The sequence below is a fragment of the Chryseobacterium sp. DZ-32 genome, assembly GCF_059587025.1.
Genome location: NZ_JCAIOM010000008.1, coordinates 52101 through 77426 on the forward strand (window position 1 = coordinate 52101; position 25326 = coordinate 77426).

The 25326-nt window shown below is 36.7% G+C and carries 21 protein-coding genes; 11 read left to right on the top strand and 10 right to left on the bottom strand.

Going from position 1 to position 25326, the window contains the following annotated elements; translation table 11 throughout:
• Positions 1 to 6: 6 nt before the first annotated feature.
• Both AC59HC_RS10620 and AC59HC_RS10625 read right to left on the bottom strand, forming a co-directional pair.
• Positions 7 to 1167, bottom strand: coding sequence for an efflux RND transporter periplasmic adaptor subunit (locus AC59HC_RS10620; RefSeq protein ID WP_062676224.1), 1161 nt, complete (start codon positions 1165 to 1167; stop codon positions 7 to 9).
• A 366-nt stretch (positions 1168 to 1533) separates the two neighbouring features.
• Positions 1534 to 2130 carry a TetR/AcrR family transcriptional regulator gene (locus tag AC59HC_RS10625; protein ID WP_034694942.1) on the bottom strand — a complete coding sequence of 199 codons (597 nt, stop codon included), beginning with the start codon at positions 2128 to 2130 and terminating at the stop codon, positions 1534 to 1536.
• A 310-nt stretch (positions 2131 to 2440) separates the two neighbouring features.
• On the opposite strand from AC59HC_RS10625, the gene AC59HC_RS10630 reads away from it, so the two are divergent.
• Complete coding sequence (locus AC59HC_RS10630; RefSeq protein ID WP_120232903.1) at positions 2441 to 2995, top strand: thioredoxin family protein; 555 nt, start codon at positions 2441 to 2443, stop codon at positions 2993 to 2995.
• 130 nt (positions 2996 to 3125) lie between these two features.
• Here the strand turns inward: AC59HC_RS10630 and AC59HC_RS10635 are convergent, their stop codons facing one another.
• Positions 3126 to 4031: an AraC family transcriptional regulator gene (locus AC59HC_RS10635; protein WP_496558569.1), complete on the bottom strand. Its 906-nt coding sequence runs from the start codon at positions 4029 to 4031 to the stop codon at positions 3126 to 3128.
• Positions 4032 to 4154: 123 nt separating this feature from the next.
• Here AC59HC_RS10635 and AC59HC_RS10640 point away from each other — a divergent pair, with 123 nt between their 5' ends.
• From AC59HC_RS10640 to AC59HC_RS10650, 3 genes are read left to right on the top strand one after another with little or no spacing between them, the layout of a single operon-like run.
• A complete protein-coding gene (locus AC59HC_RS10640; RefSeq protein WP_496558570.1) occupies positions 4155 to 5384 on the top strand; it encodes an MFS transporter in 1230 nt (409 codons plus the stop codon).
• 2 nt (positions 5385 to 5386) lie between these two features.
• A complete protein-coding gene (locus AC59HC_RS10645; protein WP_496558571.1) occupies positions 5387 to 6868 on the top strand; it encodes a trehalase family glycosidase in 1482 nt (493 codons plus the stop codon).
• A gap of 23 nt (positions 6869 to 6891) precedes the next feature.
• On the top strand, positions 6892 to 9333 hold the full coding sequence (locus tag AC59HC_RS10650; protein ID WP_496558572.1) for a TonB-dependent receptor: 2442 nt from the start codon (positions 6892 to 6894) through the stop codon (positions 9331 to 9333).
• Between the two features lie 499 nt (positions 9334 to 9832).
• On the opposite strand, the gene AC59HC_RS10655 is transcribed toward AC59HC_RS10650, so the two are convergent.
• On the bottom strand, positions 9833 to 10471 hold the full coding sequence (locus AC59HC_RS10655) for an MBL fold metallo-hydrolase (RefSeq protein WP_202841251.1): 639 nt from the start codon (positions 10469 to 10471) through the stop codon (positions 9833 to 9835).
• A 70-nt stretch (positions 10472 to 10541) separates the two neighbouring features.
• Between AC59HC_RS10655 and AC59HC_RS10660 the strand changes: the two genes are divergently transcribed.
• Together AC59HC_RS10660 and AC59HC_RS10665 are read left to right on the top strand one after the other, a co-directional pair.
• Positions 10542 to 11762, top strand: a complete 1221-nt coding sequence (locus tag AC59HC_RS10660; RefSeq protein ID WP_343643344.1) for a type IX secretion system plug protein — start codon at positions 10542 to 10544, stop codon at positions 11760 to 11762.
• A 353-nt stretch (positions 11763 to 12115) separates the two neighbouring features.
• On the top strand, positions 12116 to 14068 hold the full coding sequence (locus AC59HC_RS10665; protein ID WP_411413482.1) for a M4 family metallopeptidase: 1953 nt from the start codon (positions 12116 to 12118) through the stop codon (positions 14066 to 14068).
• 81 nt (positions 14069 to 14149) lie between these two features.
• Here the strand turns inward: AC59HC_RS10665 and hemH are convergent, their stop codons facing one another.
• From hemH to AC59HC_RS10680, 3 genes are read right to left on the bottom strand one after another with little or no spacing between them, the layout of a single operon-like run.
• Positions 14150 to 15178 carry a ferrochelatase gene (gene hemH, locus AC59HC_RS10670; protein WP_496558573.1) on the bottom strand — a complete coding sequence of 343 codons (1029 nt, stop codon included), beginning with the start codon at positions 15176 to 15178 and terminating at the stop codon, positions 14150 to 14152.
• A 15-nt stretch (positions 15179 to 15193) separates the two neighbouring features.
• Positions 15194 to 15727: an NADPH-dependent FMN reductase gene (locus tag AC59HC_RS10675; RefSeq protein ID WP_429812777.1), complete on the bottom strand. Its 534-nt coding sequence runs from the start codon at positions 15725 to 15727 to the stop codon at positions 15194 to 15196.
• Between the two features lie 10 nt (positions 15728 to 15737).
• Positions 15738 to 16616, bottom strand: coding sequence for a NifU family protein (locus tag AC59HC_RS10680; protein ID WP_062676215.1), 879 nt, complete (start codon positions 16614 to 16616; stop codon positions 15738 to 15740).
• 162 nt (positions 16617 to 16778) lie between these two features.
• Between AC59HC_RS10680 and AC59HC_RS10685 the strand changes: the two genes are divergently transcribed.
• Entirely contained in the window at positions 16779 to 17315 is a 537-nt protein-coding gene (locus tag AC59HC_RS10685) for a gamma carbonic anhydrase family protein (protein ID WP_034694954.1), read from the top strand.
• Positions 17316 to 17491: 176 nt separating this feature from the next.
• Here AC59HC_RS10685 and AC59HC_RS10690 read toward each other — a convergent pair whose 3' ends face one another.
• On the bottom strand, positions 17492 to 17944 hold the full coding sequence (locus AC59HC_RS10690; RefSeq protein ID WP_202841242.1) for a hypothetical protein: 453 nt from the start codon (positions 17942 to 17944) through the stop codon (positions 17492 to 17494).
• A gap of 82 nt (positions 17945 to 18026) precedes the next feature.
• Between AC59HC_RS10690 and AC59HC_RS10695 the strand changes: the two genes are divergently transcribed.
• Positions 18027 to 20153, top strand: coding sequence for a helix-turn-helix domain-containing protein (locus AC59HC_RS10695; RefSeq protein WP_411413486.1), 2127 nt, complete (start codon positions 18027 to 18029; stop codon positions 20151 to 20153).
• Between the two features lie 36 nt (positions 20154 to 20189).
• Here the strand turns inward: AC59HC_RS10695 and AC59HC_RS10700 are convergent, their stop codons facing one another.
• Positions 20190 to 21038, bottom strand: a complete 849-nt coding sequence (locus tag AC59HC_RS10700) for a M12 family metallopeptidase (protein ID WP_120232911.1) — start codon at positions 21036 to 21038, stop codon at positions 20190 to 20192.
• 261 nt (positions 21039 to 21299) lie between these two features.
• Here AC59HC_RS10700 and AC59HC_RS10705 point away from each other — a divergent pair, with 261 nt between their 5' ends.
• The 3 genes from AC59HC_RS10705 to AC59HC_RS10715 all read left to right on the top strand — a co-directional run bounded on the left by AC59HC_RS10705 (position 21300) and on the right by AC59HC_RS10715 (position 24179).
• Positions 21300 to 22304, top strand: a complete 1005-nt coding sequence (locus AC59HC_RS10705) for an LLM class flavin-dependent oxidoreductase (protein ID WP_062676211.1) — start codon at positions 21300 to 21302, stop codon at positions 22302 to 22304.
• Between the two features lie 68 nt (positions 22305 to 22372).
• Positions 22373 to 23494 carry a 3,4-dihydroxy-2-butanone-4-phosphate synthase gene (gene ribB / locus AC59HC_RS10710; RefSeq protein WP_120232913.1) on the top strand — a complete coding sequence of 374 codons (1122 nt, stop codon included), beginning with the start codon at positions 22373 to 22375 and terminating at the stop codon, positions 23492 to 23494.
• Between the two features lie 103 nt (positions 23495 to 23597).
• A complete protein-coding gene (locus AC59HC_RS10715; protein ID WP_330743103.1) occupies positions 23598 to 24179 on the top strand; it encodes a Crp/Fnr family transcriptional regulator in 582 nt (193 codons plus the stop codon).
• 80 nt (positions 24180 to 24259) lie between these two features.
• Here AC59HC_RS10715 and fmt read toward each other — a convergent pair whose 3' ends face one another.
• Positions 24260 to 25207 carry a methionyl-tRNA formyltransferase gene (gene fmt / locus AC59HC_RS10720; RefSeq protein ID WP_202841235.1) on the bottom strand — a complete coding sequence of 316 codons (948 nt, stop codon included), beginning with the start codon at positions 25205 to 25207 and terminating at the stop codon, positions 24260 to 24262.
• Positions 25208 to 25326 lie beyond the last annotated feature (119 nt).

A 25326-nucleotide genomic window follows, 5' to 3' on the forward strand; every position in this document is an offset into this window, starting at 1 on the left:
AAAGGACTATAATGGTTTTGCTTTTAACAAGCTGTCCGAAGAAATATTTTTCGGCTTGATGGAAGCACCGTCTTTCAGGTTTCCAATTCCTGTGAATACAATTTTTTCTCCAGGCTTAAGCCCTTCAGAAATAAAATAATAGCTATCCGTTTTTCCTGATATTTTGATAGGTCTTCCGGTTACCTTCTGATCTTTACCCATTACATAGACATAGGTTTTATCCTGAATTTCGAAGGTTGATTCCTGAGGAATTACGACTGCATTCGAAATGAGCTGTGGCATACGTACTCTTCCTGTATTTCCGGTTCTTAAAGTTCCGTTGGCATTAGGGAAAACGGCACGTACACTGATGGCTCCGGTAGTTTTGTCAAACTGGCCGTCTACAATGCTTAATCTTCCTTTTTCAGGATAAGTACTGTTGTCGGCAATCACAAGATCTACCATGGGCATATTTTTCAGTTTTTCTTCTAAGCTTGCTCCCGGATATTTATTCTGGAAAGCAATGAAATCAAGTTCGCTTAAAGAGAAATAGGCATAGATTTCACTGATGTCTGATAATAATGTCAATGGATTCACATCTGTTCTGGAGATCAGACTTCCTTTTTTATAAGGAATTCTTCCGATATAACCACTTACAGGAGCTGTAATGGTGGTAAATCCTACATTGATTCTGGCGCTTCCTACAGAGGCTCTGGCCTGAGCAGCGGCAGCAACAGCGGCTTCATAATTTGCTTTTGCTGTTTTAAGCTGTACATCAGAAACTACTTTTGCAGCAACCAGCGGCTGAAGTCTGTCTACTTCCACTCTTGCTTTTTGGATATTGGCATTGGCCGCCTGAAGATTAGCCTGAGCCATATTCATCTGTTCGCCATAGCTTCTTGAATCTATTTTAAATAACGGTTGTCCTGCTCTTACATAAGCTCCTTCTTCTACATAGATTCTGTCCAGGTATCCATCTACCTGAGATCTGATTTCTACGTTGTTTTTCCCTTCCAAAGCAGTTGGGAATTCCTGATATGTAGTAGCGGGTGAGGTGATAACGGTATAAACCGGAAGTTCTGGAGCTGGAGGTGCGGCATTGGTTCCTTCTGCGGCTTTTGTGCAGCTCTGTAAAAGAATTATACTTGCAATAAGTACAATAAACCTTGTTTTTCCAGGTAATTTCATTGTTGGTTTAATTTTTTTAATGAAGTGTTAGAGGTAAGTAAAAAATGTTTTGATAAATGCTGTATTTTTTCCTAACAGTGTTAATGATTTGTTCAAAAAAAATTACAGAATTTTTAATGTCCGATGAGGTCGATTGTTTCCATAATTGAAAATTTTTTTAATGTATTGAAGTGTATAATGTTGGTGTAAGGTGTGTTAATTTTACTAACAGTGTTAATTTATAAGCAAAAAATGATTACTTTTACCAGCTGAATGTTATATATTGCTCCATAAGTGATTTCATTTTTTAATCAGGAATAACAGAATAATCTATATTAATTCAGTGTTAATTTTCCTAACGGTGTTAATTTTTAATTCAAAAAAAATCTATAAAGACTTAATAAAAGCCGAAACAGTTTCGTCCAAAGTCGTTTTATTCATCGTTGAAGGGATATCAGCTGTACGCATCATCATAATAGAGATCATACCGTGTACGGCAGAAAACAGAGCGTGGGACATATGACAGGCATTGTCCGGATTGGATCCGTTTTTCTTTATAATCTCATAAGTACATTCATAAATAAGTTCCTGAAATGATGAGAATTCTTTTTTCATCTGCCCTTTTCCACAACATTGCATTCCAAGACCAAACATCAGCTGGTAATATTCCTTATTTTTAAAAGCAAAGTTCCAGTACGCATCCACAATGGCAACAAGCTGCTCTTCCGGAGTGTCGTGTTTCTGCTGAGCTTTTAATAATTCTATATGTAACTTATGAAAGCCATCTAAAGAAATTTCAAATAGAATAGCTTCTTTATTTTCAAAATAATCATATACAACGGGAGCGCTATACTCAATAGCATCTGCTATCTTACGCATAGAAAGCGAACCCCAGCCTTCAGTTTTAGCCAACGTAAAAGCAGCCTGCAAAATATTTGCACGGATGGATTCTTTTTCTCGTTGACGGCGTTCATGTAGACCCATGATTTTTATTTACTAACAGCGTTAGCAAAACTACAAACTTTTTAATATAACTTCCAAGGGATATTGTAAGTTTTATAGGTTCGTCTACTTTTTAAAGAAGATTAATTAAAGGCTGGAAGCTGGAAGAATGGGTGCTGGGAGTTATTTTGAAGGTTAAATAATATAATAATAGAATTTGACTATAACTATTTTTGAGGGCTAACAATCTTCATCCTCCAGCTTCCAGCTTCCTTACCTTATTAAAAATGAAAATGTCTTTTTCCTAATTAACAAAAGAAATAATTATCTTTGCCGGTAAAGAAATAAGGATATGAATACTCCCTCAAATATGCTGGCATTAGGAACAAAAGCTCCGTTTTTTGAACTTCCTAACCCGTCAAAAACGAATGAACTTCAGTCTTTGGAAGAACTGAAAGGAGAAAAAGGTACTTTGGTGATCTTTATGTGCAACCACTGTCCGTTTGTTCTTCATGTAATTGACAAGATCAATGAACTATACGAAGATTATAACGAGCGCGGAATTGAATTCATCGCCATCAATGCTAACGATATCGAAAAATATCCGGCAGATTCTCCGGAAAAAATGATCGAATTTCAAATTGAAAGAAGATTTGATTTCCCTTATCTGTTTGATGAAAGCCAGGCAGTAGCAAAAGCTTATGATGCAGCTTGTACACCGGATTTTTATTTCTTTGATGATAAGCTTGACCTTGTATACAGAGGTCAGATGGATGATTCAAGACCGGGAAATAATAAAGATGTTACAGGTGAGGATCTGATTATTGCTTTTGAAAATCTTTTGGCTGGAGAAGCTCAGGAAGAAATTCAGAGACCTAGCATGGGTTGCAATATTAAATGGAAATAATTGCTGGTTTATTTAGTTACTGGTTTTTACTCAATAATACAAAGCTGCTCTTTTGGAGTGGCTTTTTTGTTTCTTGCAACATAGTTCACCTATTATCCACACAGTCCGTCACTCCGGTAGAAGTCTTCTATTAAAAACTTATTTTAGCTTTAGTCTTCTTTTCAGTCTTTATATCTACATTAACATTGCTATGAGAATAATTCCTGATAAATTCTGAAGGAGTCTTCCCCGTATATTTTTTAAACATCCTGTTAAAGTAGGTTACATTATTAAAGCCACACTGGTAGCTGCATTCTGAAATAGATCTGTCCTGCGCCATCAGCAGACAGGCTTTATTAATTCTATAACGGTTCACAAACTCTGTAAACGTAATCTGAGTCGCTTTTTTAAAGAAATTACAGAAAGCTGGTAAAGTCAGGTTAGCTAGTTTTGCTACTTCTTCAATATCAATTTCCTTGTCGTAATGATGTTCTACATAGGTAAATATATTCTCAAGACGGGTTTTATTTTTAGAAATAATGGTGTAGGGCATGATTTCCTTGTTTAAAAGATCATAATCCTCACATTTTGAAAGTTCAAAAAGAATTTCAAGCAATAATAAATATCTTTTGTAGCCTTCAGATTCCAGCATCAGTTTCAGCCTGGGAAGCATTACCTTTTTTACTTTATGATGAAAATGAATCCCGTACTTTGAAAGTTCCAACAGGTTTTTAATAGATCTCGATTCTACTTCCTGCTCGGGAAACTGAAGGATTTCTTCTTTGAACTGAAGTACAATTTCTTCATGCGGATCAATAGAATTCAGACCGAATCCGGAGTGGGGAATATTAGACCCGATTAACACCAGATCTCCATTCGTATAATTACTTTTATGATAGCCCACATGGCGTGTCCCACTCCCGGAAATAACACATACCAGCTCAATTTCGGGATGATAATGATACTCCCATTTGAATTCTGAAATGGGAGAATTATTATGAATGGTGCGGAATGAGCTCTTTTCATTAGGGATTACCCTTTCAAAAGTAACTTTCATCTAATTAATCATATTTATTCACTAAAAATACTAAATATATTAATATAGTTCAAATATTGATTTACTGTGTTAAATTATCGTTAACAGAAATGCTTCTATCTTAGCCAGCAAGAAATCACCTGAATGAAAAATCTTAACATCAAGGCCGTTTTATTTTTAAACTATTTTGTCTTCGCCATTCTTCTGAATTCTGTAGGAACAGTCATTCTACAGGTACAGCAGAATTATGGGATTTCAAAATCTTCGGCAAGCGTTCTGGAAGGCTTCAAAGATCTTCCAATCGCCATATGTTCTTTCATTCTGGCTTCATTTCTTCCGAAGATAGGAATCAAAAAATCAATGCTGATTGCTTTATTGCTGGTAAGCTGCATGTGCTTTGTAATGCCTTTTACCAATGACTTCTGGGTATTCAAATTATTATTTGCAACCGTAGGAGTTTCATTTGCATTAATCAAAATATCGGTTTTTACTTCTATTGGGTTGGTAACGGAAACAGATAAAGAACATTCCAGTTTTATGGGATTTCTGGAAGGGTTTTTTATGATCGGAGTACTGGCTGGAAATGTTTTATTCAGTTTATATATAGATGATCATAATCCGAAATCTACTGAATGGCTGAATGTGTATTGGGTGCTGGGAGGACTTTCAAGTTTGTCTTTTTTATTTTTATTCTTTTCAAAACTGAACGAACAGGAAGCTAAAAGTGATAAAACAGATCTCTTGGGAGATTTAAAAAATAGTGTAAGCTTATTCAGCTATAAAAAAGTATTATGTTTTTTATTATGCGCTTTCCTTTTTGTATTGGTAGAGCAGAGCTTTCAAACGTGGACGCCCACATTTTATAAAGAGATTTTAAAAGTGCCTACCTCTATGAGTATTCAGGCGGGAGCGGTTTTAGCGGGAGCTTTTGCTTTGGGAAGATTTTTATCGGGATTCTTCTCTAAAAAATTCAGCTGGATCTATGTAGTTTCTTTCTGTGTGGTAGGTTTTGCTATCAGTTTATTGCTGGTTTTGCCCTTGACCCATAATATTCATATTGATACAAATACAAACTGGTTGAATGCTCCTTTGGTCGTTTATTTATTTCCTTTGATGGGAGGTTTGCTGGCACCGATTTATCCGAGTATCAATTCTGTGATTCTGGCATCAATCCCTAAATATCTGCACAGTGCGATGTCAGGACTGATTGTTGTGTTCTCAGCTATCGGAGGAACTATAGGTTCTATTATTACCGGTTTTGTGTTTCAGGAGTTCAGCGGGCAGCAGGCATTTTACCTTTCCCTGATTCCGCTTTCATTACTGATCACTTCGGCAGTGTTCATGAATAAATTAAAAATTAATCCTAAAAAATAACAATGAGTAATCAGCTTTATATAAACGAAATTCAAAGTCTGTTTGATAATGTACAGAGATCTGAAATTTTTGAAGATCAGAAAATGATGACGGATGCAGTTCCTCTTTTTCCCATTGCAAAGATCAATGAGGATTATGAACAATCAAAAGATGCAGAAGGTTTTGATCTGAAGGATTTTGTGATGACTCATTTTGACTTTTTAGGAGCAAGAGTTTCTGTTCAGAGACAAGATCAGCTTCCCATTGGTGAGCATATTGAAAAACTATGGGATGAGTTAACCCGTACAGCGTATGAAGAAAAAGGAACCCTTTTAAAATTACCAAAACCCTATATCGTTCCGGGTGGTCGTTTCAATGAGTTTTTCTATTGGGACAGCTACTTTATTATGCTTGGATTGCAGGTTTCCGGAAGAGTAGAAATGATGGAAAATATTATTGAAAACTGTTCTTATCTGATCCAAAATATAGGATTTGTTCCGAATGCGAGCAGAACTCATTTCCTGAGCAGATCGCAGCCTCCTTACTTTTCATTAATGCTTGATCTCCTTTTTGAAACAACGCATGATGAAGGAATTTATACACAGTACCACGAAACCCTGGAGAAAGAATATGCTTTCTGGATGGATGGCGAAGAAGGGCTTGAAAACAATTCCAGGATAAAAAGAGTGGTGAGAACAGCAGACGGAGATATTCTAAATCGTTATTACGATGCAGAAAATGCACCACGTCCCGAAAGTTATCTGATCGATATTGAAGATCAGGAGACCGCTTCAGGAGACGAATTTTATAGAAATATAAGAAGTGCCTGCGAATCCGGCTGGGATTTTTCCAGCAGATGGTTTGCAGACGGAGAAAATATACAGACGATAGAAACGCTGAACCTTGCACAGGTTGATCTGAACTGCCTTTTATGGCATTTGGAAATGACTTTGGCAAAATCTTCAGCGCTTCAGAATCTGAGTGAAAAAGAAAATTATTTTTCAGAAAGAGCAGCAAGCCGAAGACAGATGATCAATAACTATTTCTGGGATGGAAATACTAACAATTATAAAGATTATCACACTAAAAAAAACACAAAAACACCGTCTGAACATATTGCTGCTCTTTACCCTTTATTCCTTGAAATTGCAGATCAGGAGCAGGCTGAGGCAGTTGCTAAAGCTGTTGCTGAAAAGTTTCTTTACCAGGGTGGTCTTGTTACCACAACTAAAAACTCGGGTCAGCAGTGGGATCTTCCCAATGCGTGGGCTCCTTATCAATGGCTGGGCTTTAAAGCAATGAAAAATTATGGCTTTAATGAATTGGCAGAAAAAATTAAAAACAACTGGTGTTCCAATGTAGAAAGGGTCTACAAAAACACCGGAAAGCTGATGGAAAAATACAATGCATTAGACACAGAAACAATAGCAGGCGGCGGGGAATACCCCAATCAGGACGGATTCGGTTGGACCAATGGAGTGTATTTACAATTACAACAAAACTGAACTAACAATAAAAGAATATGGCTATGAAAAAAAAATCAATCTTTTTAATCGCCGCAACAGCTACGTTATATTTTAATAATGCTTATGCCCAGGAAACACCGCAGGATTCTGCAAAAGTTTCCTCCATCGATCAGATTGTCATTACAGGAAACTCAAATCCGAAGAAAAAAATAGAATCCAGTACAGCGATTTCTACCTTTAGCTCCAAAGAAATCCAGAAACAAAACCCAATCAGTGCTGCGGCTTTATTACAGCGAGTTCCGGGATTTGCAGTGGAAACTTCAGGAGGTGAAGTAGGAAACAACCTTTTTGCAAGGGGGATTCCTTCTGCAGGAGCTTATGAATTTGTACAGGTACAGGAAGACGGTCTTCCGGTTTTTGAAGATGGAGCGCTTCAGTTTGCCAATGCAGATAATTTTTTCCGTGTAGACAATTCGGTCAACCGTATGGAAGCTTTGAGAGGAGGTTCCGGATCTATTTATGCAACGAATTCTCCAGGTGGTCTGATCAACTTTATTACCAGAGAAGGAACCAATGATTTCAGAGGTACGGCGAAACTTGAAACAAGTACCTACGGATTGATGCGTACCGATGTGAATGTAGGAGGTGCTTTGGTTCAGGATAAATTGTTTTTCAATGTCGGTGGTTTTTACAGAACAGATGACGGGATCAGAAAAACGGGTTTTAAAGCCAATAACGGCGGGCAGATCAGAATGAACCTGAAATATGTCTTTGATAAAGGCTATGTAAAAGTGTATTACAAAAAACTGGATGACAGAAATACATTCTTCCTTCCGATTCCTTTAATCCAGAACGGAAATAAACTGAAAGGATTCCAGGGATTTGATCCTAATTACGGAACATACAGTTACAGAGCCATCAGTCAGCTGAATATTCCACAGGCCGGAGGTGGGTTTTTCAACAGAAACCTTGAAGACGGGATCCATCCGAAAGTAGATGCAGTGGGTGCTGAGTTTAAGTATGATCTTGGAAATAATTTCAGTGTTTTAAACAAAACGAGATACACCAATATCAATATGAATTATACCGGGATTTTTCCGGCAGGAGGTCCAAAGCTAGCTTCTAAATATGCTACTGATGCCGTGAAAGATGGTGGGCTTGGTATGAGCAATTATCAGTATTCTCTCGTAAGCAACGGAGCTGTTGTTAATCCTGAGTATGTACAAAAATTAGGATTCTGGGCAATCGACAAACAGATGAATAATTTTGTGAATGATTTACAATTCAGTTATAAATTTGACAAAGGAAATGTTACGGCTGGTTTTTATAAATCCAACTGGAAATCTCAGCAATACTGGAACTGGAGTAATGTTCTGGCAACTGCTACAGACAGACCTGAACTTTTAAATCTGGTAAACCCGTCTATGAGTCCGTCTGATGATGGATATTCTAAAACCTACAATGGTGTTATGGATATGACATTTTTACAAAGAAGAACTCAGACTCAGGGAAGTTTGAATGATCTGTATATAAACCTGGATTATAATATTACCGATGCCTTAAGTGTAAACGGAGGTCTTCGTTACAGCCACGATTATTACAAAGGAAATTTTGCCAATACAACAAGTGCGAATTTAAATAATTCAGGGTTAACCATTGATGGAACTCATGGTTTCAGCACGACTACTGCTGATGATAATATGAGTGTATTGGGAAATAAATATACCTACTGGAACTATAATGTGGATAAAGTATCTTTTACATTAGCAGCGAATTATAAAATCAATAGAGAAAATGCAGTATACGCCCGTTTCTCCAATGGTTTCAGATCTCCGAATGAAGAAGCGTACTACAATTATTTCTCCAATCCAACTCCTGATAAACCTTTAAAATCAGTGACCACAAACCAATTGGAGGTTGGGTATAAATATTACTCGCGTACTTTTGATATAGCAGTGATTCCGTTCTATTCTACCTTGAAGAACCTGTCATTTACGGATGTTTTCTCTGATGGAAAATCCGAAAATACCTTTGCCAATACACAAAACTATGGAGTTGAAGTGGAAGGTTTCGCCCGTTTATTCAATAATATTGTAGAAGTAACATTCAACGGAACCATTCAGAGTCCAAAATATAAAAACCTTGAGGCCGGAAGTGTTCTTGAAGGAAATGTAGTAAGAAGGATGCCTAAATTTTTCTTCAATATTTCACCGGCTGTGAATATTACCAAATTATGGAGAGCCTATGTAAGTATGAATTATTATGGAAAACGCTTCCAGGATGAGAAGAATGTACAAACTTTGCCTTCTTTCACAGAATTTGGAGCGGGAATGTCTTACCAGTTAGGAAGAATACGCTTTGCCGTTGACGGTACCAATATCTTTAACACCATCGGGATTACAGAAGGAGATCCAAGAGCAGGATCGCCTAATGGAGACGGAATCATCATGGCCAGACCTATTATGGGAGCTGCTGCCAGAGCATCAATCACATTGGATTTCTAAATTCTATTTCTTTATAACAGCAAAACCGTCAGAATTTCTGACGGTTTTGTATTTTTTATCATTACTGTCCGATAAAAAGTCTAAATACATTGGAAATATCAATATTTATGGCATGGATTAACAGGTCGCTCCTCCGGAGCTCTAATGTTAAAACATATACGTCTATTAACAGTTAGCTCCTACTGGAGCTGGATTTGATCCCATCGTGATCAACTGTTAATAGAAAAATAATAAGATCACCGTAAAATAAAGCTCCGTAGGAGCGACCTGTTAATGAAGATTAAATTTTATTTTTTGAAACAAAAAGGTTTATCATTAAGCATTTGAGAGTATTAAGATAAGCAGCGCTTTATGCTTAAAAATCAGAATGATTCATCTTAACTATTCTTTATTACTTAAATCCTTCTTAATGATTAGCTATATGAGTATTTTTTAATAAACTTAAATCATTTCATCTCGAAGGAATCTGCATTATCTGCATGAGGTTTAAATAGATTGTTTACTTCAAAAAAGGATTATACTGTTTCTCAAAACCAATAGATGTAGGATTTCCATGTCCTGAGAAAACCTGGGTATCATTATCCAGAATGAAAAGTTTTGATTTAATTCCTTCAATCAGCTGATCATAATTTCCTTTATACAGATCTGTTCTTCCGATACTTCCTTCAAAAAGAACATCACCGGAAATCATGAATTTTTGTGCTTCGTTATGATAGACAACACTTCCTGGAGAATGTCCCGGAACATGATATATTTTGAATTTTTCTCCATCCAGATCAAGTTCATCACCTTCCTTTATATATTCTACATCCACTTTTACCGGATTGATCTGCATTCCGAATCTCATCCCGCTCGCCTGAAGCATATCCAGAACTTCCTGGTCTTCCTGATGCATATTCACAGGAACATTGAATTTGTCAAAAGCCCACTGAAGGCCCAAAACATGATCAATATGAGCATGGGTTAAAAGAATTTTCTGAATCTTCAGTCCTTTTTCAGTAATAAAATTATCTATAGCCTGAGTCTCCTGAGCATTCATATTTCCCGGATCGATTAACCAGGCATTTTTATTTTCGTTATAGACGATGTAAGTATTTTCACTCGCAAAGTTGAATACGAAACCTTGAATCTGAAGCATATCTGAATATTTTTTATTCAAAAATACGATATTATTAAGAAAATGGCTATTTTTCGTTATCTTCGTCATAATGAAAACTTTGCGAATACTCTTACTTTCTTTGGGCGGACTGGTTTTTGGACAAAATATCCAAAGTATTCAGCTGTTCAACCCTCAGACCAATGATGAAACCCCTGTCATTAAAATTGGTGAACAATTGGTTTTAGGCTTTGATGATCTTACAAACGGCAGTCAGATCTATAGGTATACCTTCAAACATTACGACAGAAACTGGAATGAAGATAATCTGTTTTTTACAGAATTTGCTACCGGAAGTATGAATGCACTGCTGGATCAGTTTCAGTATTCTTTCAATACATTACAGGCTTATACCCACTATAAACTTGTTTTCCCGAATGATAAAATCCAGCTGAAAGTCTCAGGGAATTATGAACTGATTGTCTACAAAGATTCGGCAGACCAGCCTCTGTTCAAAAAGAGATTTTATCTGGTAGAAGATGTAACGTCTGTGGGGTTAAATATTTCAAGATTTGCAGATGCGAAAAATCCCAACGTTAACCAGAGGGTAGAAGTGAATGTTTCTCCGAAAGGCGGAGATATTTCTTCCAACGTCAATTCAATCACGATGAATGTGATGCAGAATAACAACCCGAATATGGTGATATCCAATCTTAAACCGAGCAGTGTTTTAGGAAATCAGGTTTTGTTCCAGCAGATGAATCTTGTTTTTCCTGGGGATAATGAGTTTTATTATTTTGATAATAAAAATATGAATATGGCCGCAGATATGGTGCGTGCTACCGAAATAAAAGATGATGTGAACCAGACGTATCTTCATCCGGTATGGGCGTTCCCTTTAAATTATCAGTATCAGCCGGATGTGAATGGAGCCTGGTACTACAGAAGGAACGACTTGGGAAGAGAGAGAGATGCAGAAAGAGAAGCTGATTATTCATGGGTACATTTCTACCTGGATTCCGATCCTGTGGATAAAGAAATTTATGTACTGGGAGGATTTAATAATTTTAAACCCAGCAAGGAAAATCAGATGCAATATGACGCGTCCACCAAACAGTATGTCGCGAAAATATTCCTGAAACAAGGTTTTTATAACTATGTATTGGCAACAAAAGAAGGGAATGGCTCTCTGAACTTTGGAGAAATAAACGGTAACTTCTGGCAGACAGAAAATCTCTATCAGGCATTTCTTTATTATGCACCATTTGGAAGAAATTATGATGGGTTAATGGGATATGGAGAATTCAGAACACCAATTGCCAACAAGAGGTAGGTAGTAATACGATAAAAATATCATATAAAATGGGACTGTCTGTTAAGATGGTTCCTTTTTTTTGATTCTATTGAATAGAATTTATCCTCCAGACCGTAGATTAGGATTAATTTTTTACATTATAATGCACTGCATAGTGAAAAATAATAATTCACAAAAATTTGATTTTAGTTAAATTTTTTAACATAAAATTCATATTGCAAAAAAAATATATTTAAATAATTTTCTTTGTTTTAAAATCATTATTATGTTTTATTTATTGATTTATAATATCAATTGAATTTTATTCATTGTTTTTGTTGTTTTATTGTGAAAAGTTTATAAATTCGTCACCACAATCAACCAATATTAATATGAAAACGAAATTTATCTTAGTAGCAAGCGTTGCTGCATGCTCTTTTGTCTTTGGGCAAAACACACCATCAAAATTAGTTCCGGGAAAAAGCGGATTACATGCTGAATTTATGAGATTTGAAAAAAATGCCCCTTCCTATCAGGGAGCCCCTGTTTTATTTGACGAAGCTTCTCAGAGGCTTTCTCCGGGGCATGCTCGTAAACTAGGGTTAGAAAAAGATGCATTAGGTTTTGAAACTCAAAGATTTCAACAGACCGTTAATGATATTCCTGTAGAATACGGAATGATGGCGGTACAGACAAAAGACGGTAAAATTGTAGGACAATCAGGAAAATGGGTTATTAAAGTTCCGAAAGGACTTGATAAAACAGCCAGTCTTGCTGAAAATGCTGCTTTACAGAGCGCTTTGTCATTTGTAGGAGCAGAATCCTATAAATGGAAAAATAAAGAAGAAGAAGATTTTCTTAAAAAAGAAACCGGTGATCCCAATGCAAGCTATGCTCCAAAAGGTGAATTGGTTTATTATTCAAATCCTGATGATGACAAGCTGAATGATTTAAGGCTAGCCTATAAATTCGATATCTATGCAGAAAAACCATTAAGCAGACAATATGTTTTTGTAGATGCTAAAAATGGAAAAGTGCTGGGAGTAGATGCCATTATTCACGAAGTAAACACACCGGGAACAGCCGTTACAGGATATAGCGGAACCCGCAGCATCACTACAGACTCTTATAACGGAAGCTACAGATTAAGAGAAACAGGAAGAAACGGAGGAACTTCAGTAGAAACTTATAACCTGAAAAAAGGAACAAGCTATGCTTCTGCAGTAGACTTTACAGATACGGACAACAACTGGAATAATGTCAATACCAATAAAGATCAATATGCTACAGATGCCCATTGGGGAGCAGAAATGACAGTGGATTACTTCTATACAAAATACGGACGTAAGAGTATTGATAATAATAACTTTGCTATTAAATCCTATGTTCACTATTCTACCAACTATTTTAATGCATTTTGGGATGGTTCCAGAATGACCTATGGAGATGGTAGTTCCACTACAAACGGAGGAAAACCATTAACAGCACTTGATGTTTGCGGCCATGAAATTACGCATGGATTAACATCCAAAACAGCTAACCTTGCGTATCAAAGAGAATCAGGAGCATTAAATGAAGGCTTCTCAGATATATTTGGAAACACCATTGAACGTTGGGCAAGACCTACACAGGCAAGCTGGACACTGGGAGAAGATTTCAATTATGTAATCAGGAATATGGCTAACCCTAACGCATACAGCCAGCCGGATACCTATATGGGAACCTACTGGAAAACTACCACCACTTCAGGTTGCGTTACTCCAAGCCAGTCTAATGATTATTGTGGGGTTCATACCAATTCAGGTGTACTTAACTTCTGGTATTATCTGTTAGTAACAGGAGGTTCCGGTACGAATGACAAAGGTTTTGCTTACAATGTTTCCGCAATAGGACTTGATAAGGCTGGAGCCATTGCATACAGAACATTGACAACTTATCTGACCTCTTCTTCAACATATGCCAATGCAAGAACCTATTCTATTCAGGCAGCTACTGATTTATACGGAGCAACCAGCAATGAAGTGACTCAGGTTAAAAATGCATGGAATGCTGTAGGTGTAGGAGGTGGAACTTCTCCGGCAGGAAAAATGGCAACAGCAGATACAGCACTGTACACGATAAGCCCGAATCCTGCAACAGACAGATTTACCATCAACTTTGAAGGAAAATCAGGAAAAGGAATTGTAGAACTGGTAAGCCTTACAGGTAAAAAAGAAATTTCAGAAAAAGTTGAAATTACTGATGGGACAAATAAACTGAACATTCAGCTTCCTTCTAATATTCTTCCGGGAGTATACATTGTATTGGTCAACGGAGAAAAAGCAGGAAACCTGATTAAAAAATAACCAAATCAAATCTTTAATATATTCAATGAAAAGGCCGCAAGTTAATTCTTGTGGCCTTTTGTATATTTTTAGCAAAAAAAATTATACTAAATAGAAATCATTAAGTTTTTCTTCACAAAGTGTTTTTACCACTTCAATCCATCGGTCTTCATCATTCAGACATGGGATATAATGGAAATTTTCTCCACCACCATGCATGAACTGTTCTTTTCCTTCCACAGAAATTTCTTCCAGGGTTTCAAGACAGTCAGAAACGAAAGCCGGACATACAATGGCCAGGTTTTTGATCCCTTTTTTACCAATTGTTTCCAATGTTTCGTCGGTATATGGCTCAATCCATTTATCTTTTCCTAATCTTGACTGGAAAGAAACAATCGTTTTTTCTTTAGGTAAATTCAGTTTGTCAATAACAAGCTGCGTTGTTTTATAACATTGGTGACGGTAGCAGAACTGATGACTTGGATTATCATCTCTGGAACAACAGTCATTAAGGTTACAGGTCTTTGTAGGATCTGTTTTATAAATATGTCTTTCCGGAACACCATGGTAAGAAAACTGCAATGCATCGAAATTTTCAGGAAGCTTCTCTTTAATACTTTCTGCAAGACAATTGATATAAATATCTCTGTTATAAAAAGGCTGAATATAATTAATTTTTATACCGGGAAACTTCTTTTTTCTTACCTCTTCGGCCTTTTCAATAACCGTTTCCGTGGTGCTCATCGCATATTGAGGATATAGTGGAAAAAGAACAATTTCAGTGATTCCCTGATCAACCAGTTTCCGAATTCCGGTTTCAATGCTTGGTTGTGCATATCTCATTCCGATTTCCACAGGAACGTCTACTACTTTCTGAAGCTTTTTCTGAATCTGTTCAGTAATGACAATCAGTGGAGAACCTTTATCTGTCCAGACTGTTTTATATGCTTCAGCAGATTTTGCAGGTCTTGTTTTCAGAATGATTCCCTGTACAAGAAGTGCACGAAAGATCCAACGGTAATCAATCACCCTTTCATCCATCAGAAATTCATCAAGATATTCCTTTACGTCGTTTACAGAAGTTGATCTCGGTGATCCGAGGTTGACTAGTAAAATTCCTTTCTTATTCAATATTCTAAATTTTAATTATGAAACAGAGGTTCTAAAATCTGTTACTAATTTTGATACTTTGGCAAAGGTATTACTTTCCAGTAAGCCATTGCCGTCAAATTTACCTTTTATCCCTTTTATTAATGCCTGATGTTTATCATCTGTTATAGCTCCAAGAGTCTTTAAAATTAATAATAACTCTTCGTGACCTCTTTCTCCACTGGCAGAAGCGGTAATCACAGCAACAGGTTTTTCAGAAAATACCGTTGTGGAAACACACCACTCCAACAGATTTTTTACTCTTCCCGGGATACTGAAAATATATTCCGGTGTAGAAAATATCACCCCTGCTGAACGGTTAATATCCTCTCTGATCTTCAGAACTTCTTCAGGAGTATGATCATCAGTTAATGCGGTATCAAAATGCGGAAGAACAGAAAGGTCAGCATACAACTGAAAATCTGTATTTGCGTTGTCTGTTTTTTCCAGCACCTGTTCCATCAGTTTCTGATTGCTGGAATTTGCCGAAGCACTTCCAATAATCACGACAATTTTTTTTCCGGGAGGCATTTCGGCAGTTTTATCCGTTTACAGCTTCCACTCTTTCTACTAAGTCCGGAACGAATTGTTTTAAGATATTTTCAATTCCGTTTTTCAAAGTAGCAGTAGAGCTTGGGCAGCCGGAGCACGCACCCTGTAGAAGCATTTTTGCTGTTTTATTTTCCTGATCGTATTCCATCAGAGAAATTTTTCCACCATCATTTTCTACGGCAGGAGCTACATATTCATTTAAAATGTCAGAAATTTTCTGCTCATCCTCTGTATAATCTCTGTTGATAATTTTCTCAACTGGGTTTTCGTGTTTCTGAGGTTCGATTTTTGAAATTTCACCTCCGTTCTGAAGATATTCGGCAATAAGTGCACGAACAGTCATCATCACCTGGTGCCATTCTACAGAATTATCTCTCGTAACAGCTACAAAGTTGTCTGAAATGAAAACTTCCGTTGCAAAATCAAACTCTTTAAAGATAGCCTGTGCTAAAGGAACTTCTTCAGCCGCTTCTTTCGATTTTACTTCCACGAAACCATCCATCAGCAGTTTGCTTGAAACAAACTTCATTACGTTGGGATTCGGAGTCATTTCAGCATAGATCTGATACATTTCTTTTTTCTTCTGAAGATAAATTCTCGGGTTGGCCAGTAATTCATCCTCAATTACATTTTTCAGACTTTCAGCAACATGTTCCCATTCTATGGTATCCTGTTTTGCCACAGCTACAAAATTAGCGGTAATGAAAACTCTTTCCACAAACGGATAATTGAAAAGTTCCTGTGCCAGAGGAATTTCTGAAATATCTGAATTTCTGTCCAGTTCCAAAGACCCGGGGATGAGATTGTAATCTGCTACAAATTTCATCACTTTTGGGTTTTCAGTTGGTTCTATAAGTACGGTACGCATTTTTTCGTTAAATTTGAGATACAAAAATACGCATTAGAAGTTAGAAGCTGAAAATTGAGAGTTAGATTTTTGCTATCACTGTAATTTAGAAGTTAGATGTAAGAAATGATAGTATATTTTAATTCCCAATTGGGCACATTTTCAAATTTTCAAATTAATATTATGGCACTAATAAAACAGCTTTTAGGAAAAGCACCACAGATCGGAGAGAATACTTTTTTAGCAGAAACGGCAACTATTATTGGCGATGTCACAATGGGAAAAGACTGTAGTGTCTGGTATAATGCAGTAATCAGAGGAGATGTTCATTACATCAAAATGGGAGACAAGGTAAATGTTCAGGATAATGCAATGCTGCACTGTACCTATCAGAAATATCCTTTGAATATCGGGAACAATGTTTCCATCGGACATAACGCGATTGTTCATGGATGTACCATTAAAGATAATGTATTGATCGGAATGGGAGCTATTGTGATGGATGATTGTCTTGTAGAAGAAAACTCCATTGTAGGAGCAGGTTCTGTAGTGACCCAGGGAACGCACATTAAATCCGGAGAAGTCTGGGGAGGAGTTCCTGCAAGAAAAATAAAAGATATCAATGCTCAGTTACTGGAAGGAGAAGTGAACAGAATTGCAGATAACTATGTGAAATATTCATCATGGTATAAGGAGAATGTGAAGGATCATCAATTTTAGGATGTCAGGTGAATAGTGAATAGTCAATCCGCTGCGCTTGTCAATTATTTTTGGCATCAAAAATTTACCATTCACTTGCGGAGCAAAATTCACCATTGATCTGTTTAAAAATAAATATAAAAGCTCTGTTTCAGAACAGAGCTTTTTCGATTTGATATAGAACCTTTGCTTTATTGTTAATTATTGTCCGGTGTGATAAGTCTGATCTTACCATTGATACATTTGAGTGATGTAGGTGGCTCGATCATCATACAGTCAGACGTAATATTATACTTTTCATTAAAAGCTTTCACTTTATCCGTATACTCATTCACTCTTTGTAAGAAAGCTTCTTCTTTTTTCTTAGGATAGGCAATGTATTGCTGAGGCCCGCCGCAGGCTTTTGATCCCATAGGAGCAAATGCCCATTCGCTGGCATCCGTACATTTTTCTCCTGATACTTCAGATTCAATAGAAGCTTTTAATCTATCCAGCTGTGCCTGTTCATATTTCTGACTGTCTTCGTCAGCAGGTCTGTCTGCAATATCAACAGGAAGATTGGTATTGGCATTCTTTGATGTATTACACGAAACTAAAGTTAATGTAGTACACAATACTATTGCCGGGATATGAAAGAATAATTTTTTCACAATAAACTTTTTTCTTTTTAAGAATTTTCAAAACTTATGCCAAGGTAAGAAATTCAAATTCATTTCCGTATTTTTGACGGAGATGAATAATCATTTTTTTGACTTAATAGAGTATACGAACAGAAGTGTTTTTTTAACGGGGAAAGCCGGAACAGGAAAGACAACATTTCTTAATGATTTTGTAAGGCGTACCAAGAAAAAGCATATTGTAGTGGCTCCCACGGGAATTGCTGCCATTAATGCTGGAGGAGTAACCATCCATTCCATGTTTGGGCTGCCGTTGAGAACCTTTCTTCCTACTACAGAAAGGATAGATACCAGTTTGGCCAATAATATTGCCGATCTGATGCCTCATTTCAAATACCGTAAAGATAAACTCAAACTTCTGAGAGAGGTTGAGATCATCATTATCGATGAGGTTTCGATGCTGAGGGCTGATGTTCTGGATATGATGGATTTTTCTTTGAGATTCATCAGAAGGAATAATCAGAGATTCGGAGGGGTACAGATGCTCTTTATCGGAGATTTGTATCAACTTCCTCCGGTGGTAAGGGATGAGCATATACTCAAAATGTATTACAACTCACCTTTCTTTTTTGACAGCCATGCCATTAAGGAAATTCCAATCGTCACCATTGAGCTGACAAAGGTATACAGACAATCTGACGAAGAGTTTCTGGAAATTCTGAATGCGATCCGTGACGGCGATGTGGATAATATAGATTTTGATCATCTCAATGAAAGGTATGATCCTGACTTTGATATGGGAAAAGAGTCTTATGTATATCTTTGTTCTCACAACAAAATGGCAGACGAGATCAATCAGGAAAAACTGGCAGAAATTAAAGTAGATCCTCAGATTTATGAAGCTAAACTGGTAGGAGACTTTAAAGAAAATCAATTTCCAAATGACCAGTTTCTGGAACTGAAAATTGGAGCTCAGATCATGTTTATCCGAAATGATATTTCCGGAGAAAAGAAATATTTTAACGGAAAACTGGGTGAGATTATCGGGTTGGATGAGAATGAAATCCGTGTTGTTCTGGATGAAAGTGAAAGAGAAATTGTGGTAAAAAGGGAAACCTGGGAACAGAAAAAATATTTCCTTGATACGGATAAAAATATCAAAGAGGAAGTGTTGGGAAGTTTCGAGCAGTTTCCGATCAAATTAGCATGGGCGGTTACGATTCACAAAAGCCAGGGATTAACGTTTGATAAAGTGATTATTGATGCCGGGAAAAGTTTTACTGCCGGTCAGGTGTATGTGGCTTTATCCCGCTGCAGAACTCTGGAGGGCATTGTTTTAAAATCAAAAATTACTCCCGAAGTTATTTTCAAGGATAACAGGATTCTTCATTTCCATACCGATACTATTGCCAATGATCATGTGGAGGCGATCCTGAATCAGGAAAAATATGATTACAGCATCAGTAAAGTATTGCGAACGTTAGACTGTACATGGTTTTTGAAAGAAGTGGAGGAGTGGAATAACCTTTCCATTGTCACCAAAAATATAGACCACGTTAAAACCAAACAGCTTTATCTTCAGTTGAAACATGAAGCGGTCAACCTGGGGAAAATTTTTGAAAAATTAGAACGAATCATTTTCCAGAAAGTCAATAATTTTATTGAACAGAAAGAAGAATGGTCCGAGATTGAAAGCAAATCAAAAGGTGCGGTTAATTTCTTTTTTACAGAAACCAGAAATAAAATATTCGATCCTTTGAAAGAGTTTTATGCTGAGATAAAAGGTGCAAAAGGATTGAAACAATACAACGAAGAATTTAAAAGCTGGCTGGAAGACATTGAAGAATATCTGAACAGCCTGAGAGATATTCACCTGCTTGAAACGAAACTTTTAGATGAAAAGAATGATAAGGAAATCAATCTGAAAATTGCTAAAGTTCCGTCCCAGGTTTTAACCTTCCAGTTGTTTGAGCAAGGAAAAACGATCGGTGAAATTGCCTTGGAAAGAGGGCTGGTGAAAGAAACAGTTATTGGGCATCTTGCCAAATTTGCCGAGCAGGGATTGCTGGACATCGCCAGAGTCATTACTTCAGATAAAATCAAAGCTTTTGAAGATGAATTCTATAAAAATCCACATGAAACATTAACCGAGTGGAAGAATGCATTGCCAAGCCATTTTGAATTTAACGAAATCAGGATTTTAATTAATCATTATAATTATAAAAAAGAAAAGAACTCATAAGAGTTCTTTTTTTATGGAGAGACGATTCTTAAAAATTTAAGGATACATCGCATTGATGGTATTGATATCTCCGGTAGTAAATCCGGTTCTGTTATAAGTAAAATTGCTGTTGTCAGCTCTGGTAATTGTTGGTAACCCATTTTTAGAATAAGAGGTTGGCCAATACATCATCACAGAATTAATATTAAACGGGCCTATATCTGTTCCGGAATTATAGATGTTGAAATTATAAGACTGTCCATTTTGAATATTGTTCCACAGAATCTTTACATATTGATCTCTGTCTTTACGCGTATGTTCATGATAAAGTCCTACCGTATGTCCCATTTCATGAATCACTGAACCTACAGAAATATACTGATCCAAAGAAATGGTTTGTTTTCCACCCTGATATCCGATATGAGCCCAGCCATCAGATCCTGATGAGCTTCCGAAAATAAATTCCACATAATTAGCCTGGTTGGTACGGTAGATCCACTGTGTATTCGTTTTATTATTGTACTCGCTGATGGCAGAGTTGATTTTGTTAACATTGATGGAACCCATATTGCCGGCAATAGTATAATAAATTTTACCATTCGGCCATCTTGAATAGCTTGCACCGCCTTTATTAACTTCATTACCTTCTGATAATTGTTTGTCGGTAAGAACAATATCTCCCTGGAAAAAATTCATTCCGTTTTTTCTTTCATAGGTAATTTCCTGGCCGTTCAATTGTCCTTTTTTTACATTGTCTGCGTTGAAGGCATTGGTTTGAGCTTCAGAAGTAATTTCTTCATTGTTTTTGCTACAAGACGAAAATATTGCAGCAATAAGAAAACTCATAAAGACAGTTTTTCCTGTCAACATCTGCTTATAAAACAGGCTGTTTGTTTTTTTGTTCATATTAAAATTTTTAAAAATTTGGTATACGAATATAATAAATATATCTCTTTTTGTTGAATTATTTTTGTTAAAATATGTTTTTTAATATGATTATTTAATTTTAAGATCACATAGGTAAAACGATGTAAGCAAAATTTTCATTCCAATAGTTTTTCCCTGAACTGAGCAATTGTTTTTATTAATTACAAAAAGTAACTAATGCAGTTTTTATGTTTTAAATTTGCCTTGTTTTTCAGATTAAAGAAAAATTAACATCATAACATGAAAAATTTTGAAATTTCTGTTTTAGATCTTGCCCCGGTAAAGCAAGGTAAAAGCATTCATGATACTTTTCAGGACAGCTTATCACTAGCTAATCACGCTGAAAATTTAAATTATAAAAGATTCTGGCTGGCAGAACACCACAATATGGAAAGTATTGCAAGCTCTGCAACTTCTGTTTTAATTGGTTTCATTGCCAATGGAACGAAAACAATCAGAGTAGGTTCAGGAGGAATTATGCTTCCTAACCACAGTTCTCTGATCATTGCAGAACAATTTGGTACTCTGGAATCTCTGTTTCCGGGAAGGATTGACCTTGGATTAGGAAGAGCTCCGGGAACAGATGGCTTGACAGCACAAGCGTTGGGAAGGAATCCAGCCATCATCAATGAACAGTTTCCAAGACAGATCCTCGAACTTCAAAGATATTTTTCAAAAGAAAATTCAGAGGCGATGGTTCGTGCCATTCCGGGAGAAGGATTGGATATTCCGCTATATATTCTGGGGTCAAGTACAGACAGTGCATGGCTGGCTGCAGAACTAGGGCTGCCTTATGCATTTGCGGGACATTTTGCACCTGAGCAGATGGAAATGGCTTTTAAAATATACAGAGAACATTTCGAACCGTCAAAATATCTGGATAAACCTTATATCATTGCGTGTGTAAATGGGGTAGCGGCTGAAACTTCTGAGGAAGCTCATAAAATTTCCACCACTTTATTCCAGGCATTCATCAATATTGTAAGAAACGACAGAAAACCTTTTGCTCCACCCGTGGATGATATGGATGAAATCTGGTCGCCAATGGAAAAATCTATGGTTTTACAGAAACTGAGATATACTTTTATCGGAGATAAGGCTGAAGTTCAGGAAAAGCTTAAAGATTTCCAGGAAAGATTCCAGGTGGATGAACTGATGATCAATTCACATATCTACGATCATCAGAAAAGATTGAGATCTTACGAGATTTTCAGAGAGGCTGCAGACTCTTTATCCAAAGCGTAATAAACCATACATAATTAATTGGCAGATGCTTATTTTTATGAGTATCTTTGCACAAATAAAAAGTAAAAATGTCCGATATTAAATTAAATACTATTCCAGAGGCTATCGAAGACCTTAGAAATGGTAAAATAATCATAGTAGTAGATGATGAAGACAGAGAAAATGAAGGTGATTTTCTTTGCGCGGCAGAACTGACAACGCCGGAAATTATCAATTTTATGGCTCTTCACGGAAGAGGGCTGATCTGTATGCCGCTTCCTGAAAAAAGATGTGATGAGCTTGGACTTGAAGTGATGGTAAGCAGAAGCAGCGATCCTAAGGAAACTGCTTTCACCGTATCAGTTGACCTTCTGGGTAACGGAACATCTACCGGAATTTCTGCAAGTGACAGAGCAAAAACAATTTTAGCACTGATGGATGAAAAATCCAAGCCTACAGATTTTATGAGACCTGGCCACATTTTCCCGCTTCGTGCAAGAAAAGGAGGAGTATTGAAAAGAGCCGGACATACTGAAGCGGCCATCGATCTTACGAATTTAGCAGGATTGAAAGAAGGAGGTGTGATCTGCGAGATCATGAATGAAGATGGTACAATGTCCCGTCTGCCTGAACTTCATGCTTTTGCCCAAAAACACGATATGAAGATCGTTTCTATTGAAGATCTTATCCACTATCAGCTTAAAAAAGGAAATCTGGTAGAAAGACTTGAAGAGAAAAAAGTAAAAACGCACTACGGTGATTTTGATTTTTATGCTTTCAGAGAAACTTCCAATGACCAGATCCACTTTGCATTGACAAAAGGAGCTTGGACGGTAGATGAGCCTGTTTTGGTAAGAGTACAGTCTTCAGATTCTTATTTTGATGTATTGACCAGATTGAACAACGGTGAAAAACCATTGTTGGAAAAGGTCACAGGTATGGTGAATGAAGCTGGAAAAGGAGCTATTATTTTTATCAACAACGTTTCCAACTCTGAAAATACATTGAGAAAACTTCAACAGTTCCTGAACTATCAGGATGGTCAGGAGCAGCATCCTACATTAGCGTACAATTACAGAGATTATGGAATCGGAACGCAGATCTTAAAGAATTTAGGAATCAACAAGTTTAAAGTAATCACTCAAAATCCTAATATCAAACCTCAGGTTGGAGGATATGATGTAGAGGTTACGGAGATGGTACAACTATAAAAAATGAATGGTCAATAGTGAATTGTTTTCACATTAATTGACTGTTTGTAATACAAAATTATAAGGTTTAGGATTTTTCTAAACCTTTTTTTATTTTTAAACCATGACTGAGTCTTTAAAAAAACATATCCGGGGCTATATTGAAATTTCAGATGAAAAGCTGGAGAAATACTGCAGTGCTTTCAGTTTAAGGAAAATCAAGAAAAAAGAATTCCTCTTAAAAGAAGGTGAAATTTGCGAATTTGAAGGGTTTGTCGTTAGCGGATGTTTTAAAGTTTTTCATACCCATCATAATGCAGCCGAACAGATATTGTATTTTGGAATTGAAAACTGGTGGATCTCCGATATTGATAGTTTTGTAAACCGCATTCCCTCAAAACTCAATATTCAGGCGCTTGAGGATAGTGAAATCCTTCTTATTCCCAAAAAAGACAAAGAAAAACTGTATGCTGAAATGCCGGAGATTGAAAGATTAATGAGGCTTAAATTTCAAAAATCAATTATTGCCCTACAGCGTAGAATTATTGATAATCTAAGCAAACCTTCAGATGAACGCTATGTTGAGTTTTTAAAAGATTATCCGCAGACAGCCAACCGTTTAACAAATATTCAGATTGCAGCATATCTGGGAGTAACTCCGGAATTTATAAGCAGAATCCGAAAGAAAATTGTCAGTAAAAGCTGATGACCGAAAAAAATAAAAAGTCCCGAAAGTTTATTGGTACATGTTTTCGGGACTTTTTCTATGTTTGATAATAGTCTATTTTAGCTTAATGTAATTCCGTCAAAGTTTCGGAAGCCATTCAGAAAATCTTTTACCATCATTCTTTTTTTACCTTCCAGTTGAAGTTCAAGAGGGTAGTAGATCCCGTCCTGAGTGTAAATTTTAAATTCATTTTTTGAAATATCCAGCGTTCCGGCTGGTTTTCCGTGATCAGAAAGTTCAAATTTACCCCCGAATATTTTTAATCCTTTTTCTTCGTTGTCAATCTTTAAAGTAGTGAAGGCTGCAGGATAAGGAGACATTCCCAGAATAAACTGATGAATAGTTTTTGAAGGCTGTTCCCAATTAATCCTCGTATCTTCCTTGAAAATTTTATAAGCATTTTTAGGATGTTCTACATGGGGCTGAGGTTTTTCTTCAATAGCATTTTCGGCAAGACCATCCAATGTCTTAACCACAAGGCCTGAGCCCATTTCCATGAGTCGGTCATGAAGGCTTCCTGCATTTTCATCCGGTAAAATTTCCATTTCCTGCTGAAGAAGAATATTTCCTTCGTCAATTTTTTCATTAATAAAGAATGTAGTTGCTCCGGTTTTTTCTTCTCCGTTGATTACAGCATAATTGATGGGTGCAGCACCTCTGTAATCAGGAAGCAGTGAAGCATGAAGATTGAAAGTTCCCATTTTAGGCATCTCAAAAAGCACTTTAGGCATCATTCTGAAGGCAACCACTACAAAAACATCAGCATCCAGTTTCCTAAGTTCTTCCAGGAATTCAGGGTTTCTCAACTTTTCTGGCTGAAAAACAGGAATATTATTTTCTTCTGCATAGATTTTTACCGGTGACTGGTGAATTTTCTGTCCGCGTCCGCTTGCCTTATCAGCTACAGTTACAACACCTACTACCTGATGGTGGGATTGGTGGATGGCCTCCAAAGAGGTTTTTGCAAACTCAGGAGTTCCTAAAAAAACGACTTTCAATGATTTCATACTGCAAAGATAAGTTTTTGATCTGAGAGTCGGAAAATATCAGGGTTTGAAGGTAGGAGAGTTTTAGAGTATGAGCTTTGAGATTTAGGCAGGTTGAGGGTCATAATATTTATCAATCA

What these genes read in the sequence shown, in the direction of transcription:
- AC59HC_RS10705 (WP_062676211.1), top strand. Translation starts at nt 21,300, where the DNA reads ATGAAAAATTTTGAAATTTCTGTTTTAGATCTTGCCCCGGTAAAGCAA.
- AC59HC_RS10665 (WP_411413482.1), top strand. Translation starts at nt 12,116, where the DNA reads ATGAAAACGAAATTTATCTTAGTAGCAAGCGTTGCTGCATGCTCTTTT.
- AC59HC_RS10685 (WP_034694954.1), top strand. Translation starts at nt 16,779, where the DNA reads ATGGCACTAATAAAACAGCTTTTAGGAAAAGCACCACAGATCGGAGAG.
- fmt (WP_202841235.1), bottom strand. Translation starts at nt 25,207, where the DNA reads ATGAAATCATTGAAAGTCGTTTTTTTAGGAACTCCTGAGTTTGCAAAA.
- AC59HC_RS10620 (WP_062676224.1), bottom strand. Translation starts at nt 1,167, where the DNA reads ATGAAATTACCTGGAAAAACAAGGTTTATTGTACTTATTGCAAGTATA.
- AC59HC_RS10645 (WP_496558571.1), top strand. Translation starts at nt 5,387, where the DNA reads ATGAGTAATCAGCTTTATATAAACGAAATTCAAAGTCTGTTTGATAAT.
- AC59HC_RS10650 (WP_496558572.1), top strand. Translation starts at nt 6,892, where the DNA reads ATGAAAAAAAAATCAATCTTTTTAATCGCCGCAACAGCTACGTTATAT.
- AC59HC_RS10655 (WP_202841251.1), bottom strand. Translation starts at nt 10,471, where the DNA reads ATGCTTCAGATTCAAGGTTTCGTATTCAACTTTGCGAGTGAAAATACT.
- AC59HC_RS10695 (WP_411413486.1), top strand. Translation starts at nt 18,027, where the DNA reads ATGAATAATCATTTTTTTGACTTAATAGAGTATACGAACAGAAGTGTT.
- AC59HC_RS10660 (WP_343643344.1), top strand. Translation starts at nt 10,542, where the DNA reads ATGAAAACTTTGCGAATACTCTTACTTTCTTTGGGCGGACTGGTTTTT.
- AC59HC_RS10625 (WP_034694942.1), bottom strand. Translation starts at nt 2,130, where the DNA reads ATGGGTCTACATGAACGCCGTCAACGAGAAAAAGAATCCATCCGTGCA.
- AC59HC_RS10680 (WP_062676215.1), bottom strand. Translation starts at nt 16,616, where the DNA reads ATGCGTACCGTACTTATAGAACCAACTGAAAACCCAAAAGTGATGAAA.
- AC59HC_RS10635 (WP_496558569.1), bottom strand. Translation starts at nt 4,031, where the DNA reads ATGAAAGTTACTTTTGAAAGGGTAATCCCTAATGAAAAGAGCTCATTC.
- AC59HC_RS10700 (WP_120232911.1), bottom strand. Translation starts at nt 21,038, where the DNA reads ATGAACAAAAAAACAAACAGCCTGTTTTATAAGCAGATGTTGACAGGA.
- AC59HC_RS10675 (WP_429812777.1), bottom strand. Translation starts at nt 15,727, where the DNA reads ATGCCTCCCGGAAAAAAAATTGTCGTGATTATTGGAAGTGCTTCGGCA.
- AC59HC_RS10715 (WP_330743103.1), top strand. Translation starts at nt 23,598, where the DNA reads ATGACTGAGTCTTTAAAAAAACATATCCGGGGCTATATTGAAATTTCA.
- AC59HC_RS10630 (WP_120232903.1), top strand. Translation starts at nt 2,441, where the DNA reads ATGAATACTCCCTCAAATATGCTGGCATTAGGAACAAAAGCTCCGTTT.
- ribB (WP_120232913.1), top strand. Translation starts at nt 22,373, where the DNA reads ATGTCCGATATTAAATTAAATACTATTCCAGAGGCTATCGAAGACCTT.
- AC59HC_RS10640 (WP_496558570.1), top strand. Translation starts at nt 4,155, where the DNA reads ATGAAAAATCTTAACATCAAGGCCGTTTTATTTTTAAACTATTTTGTC.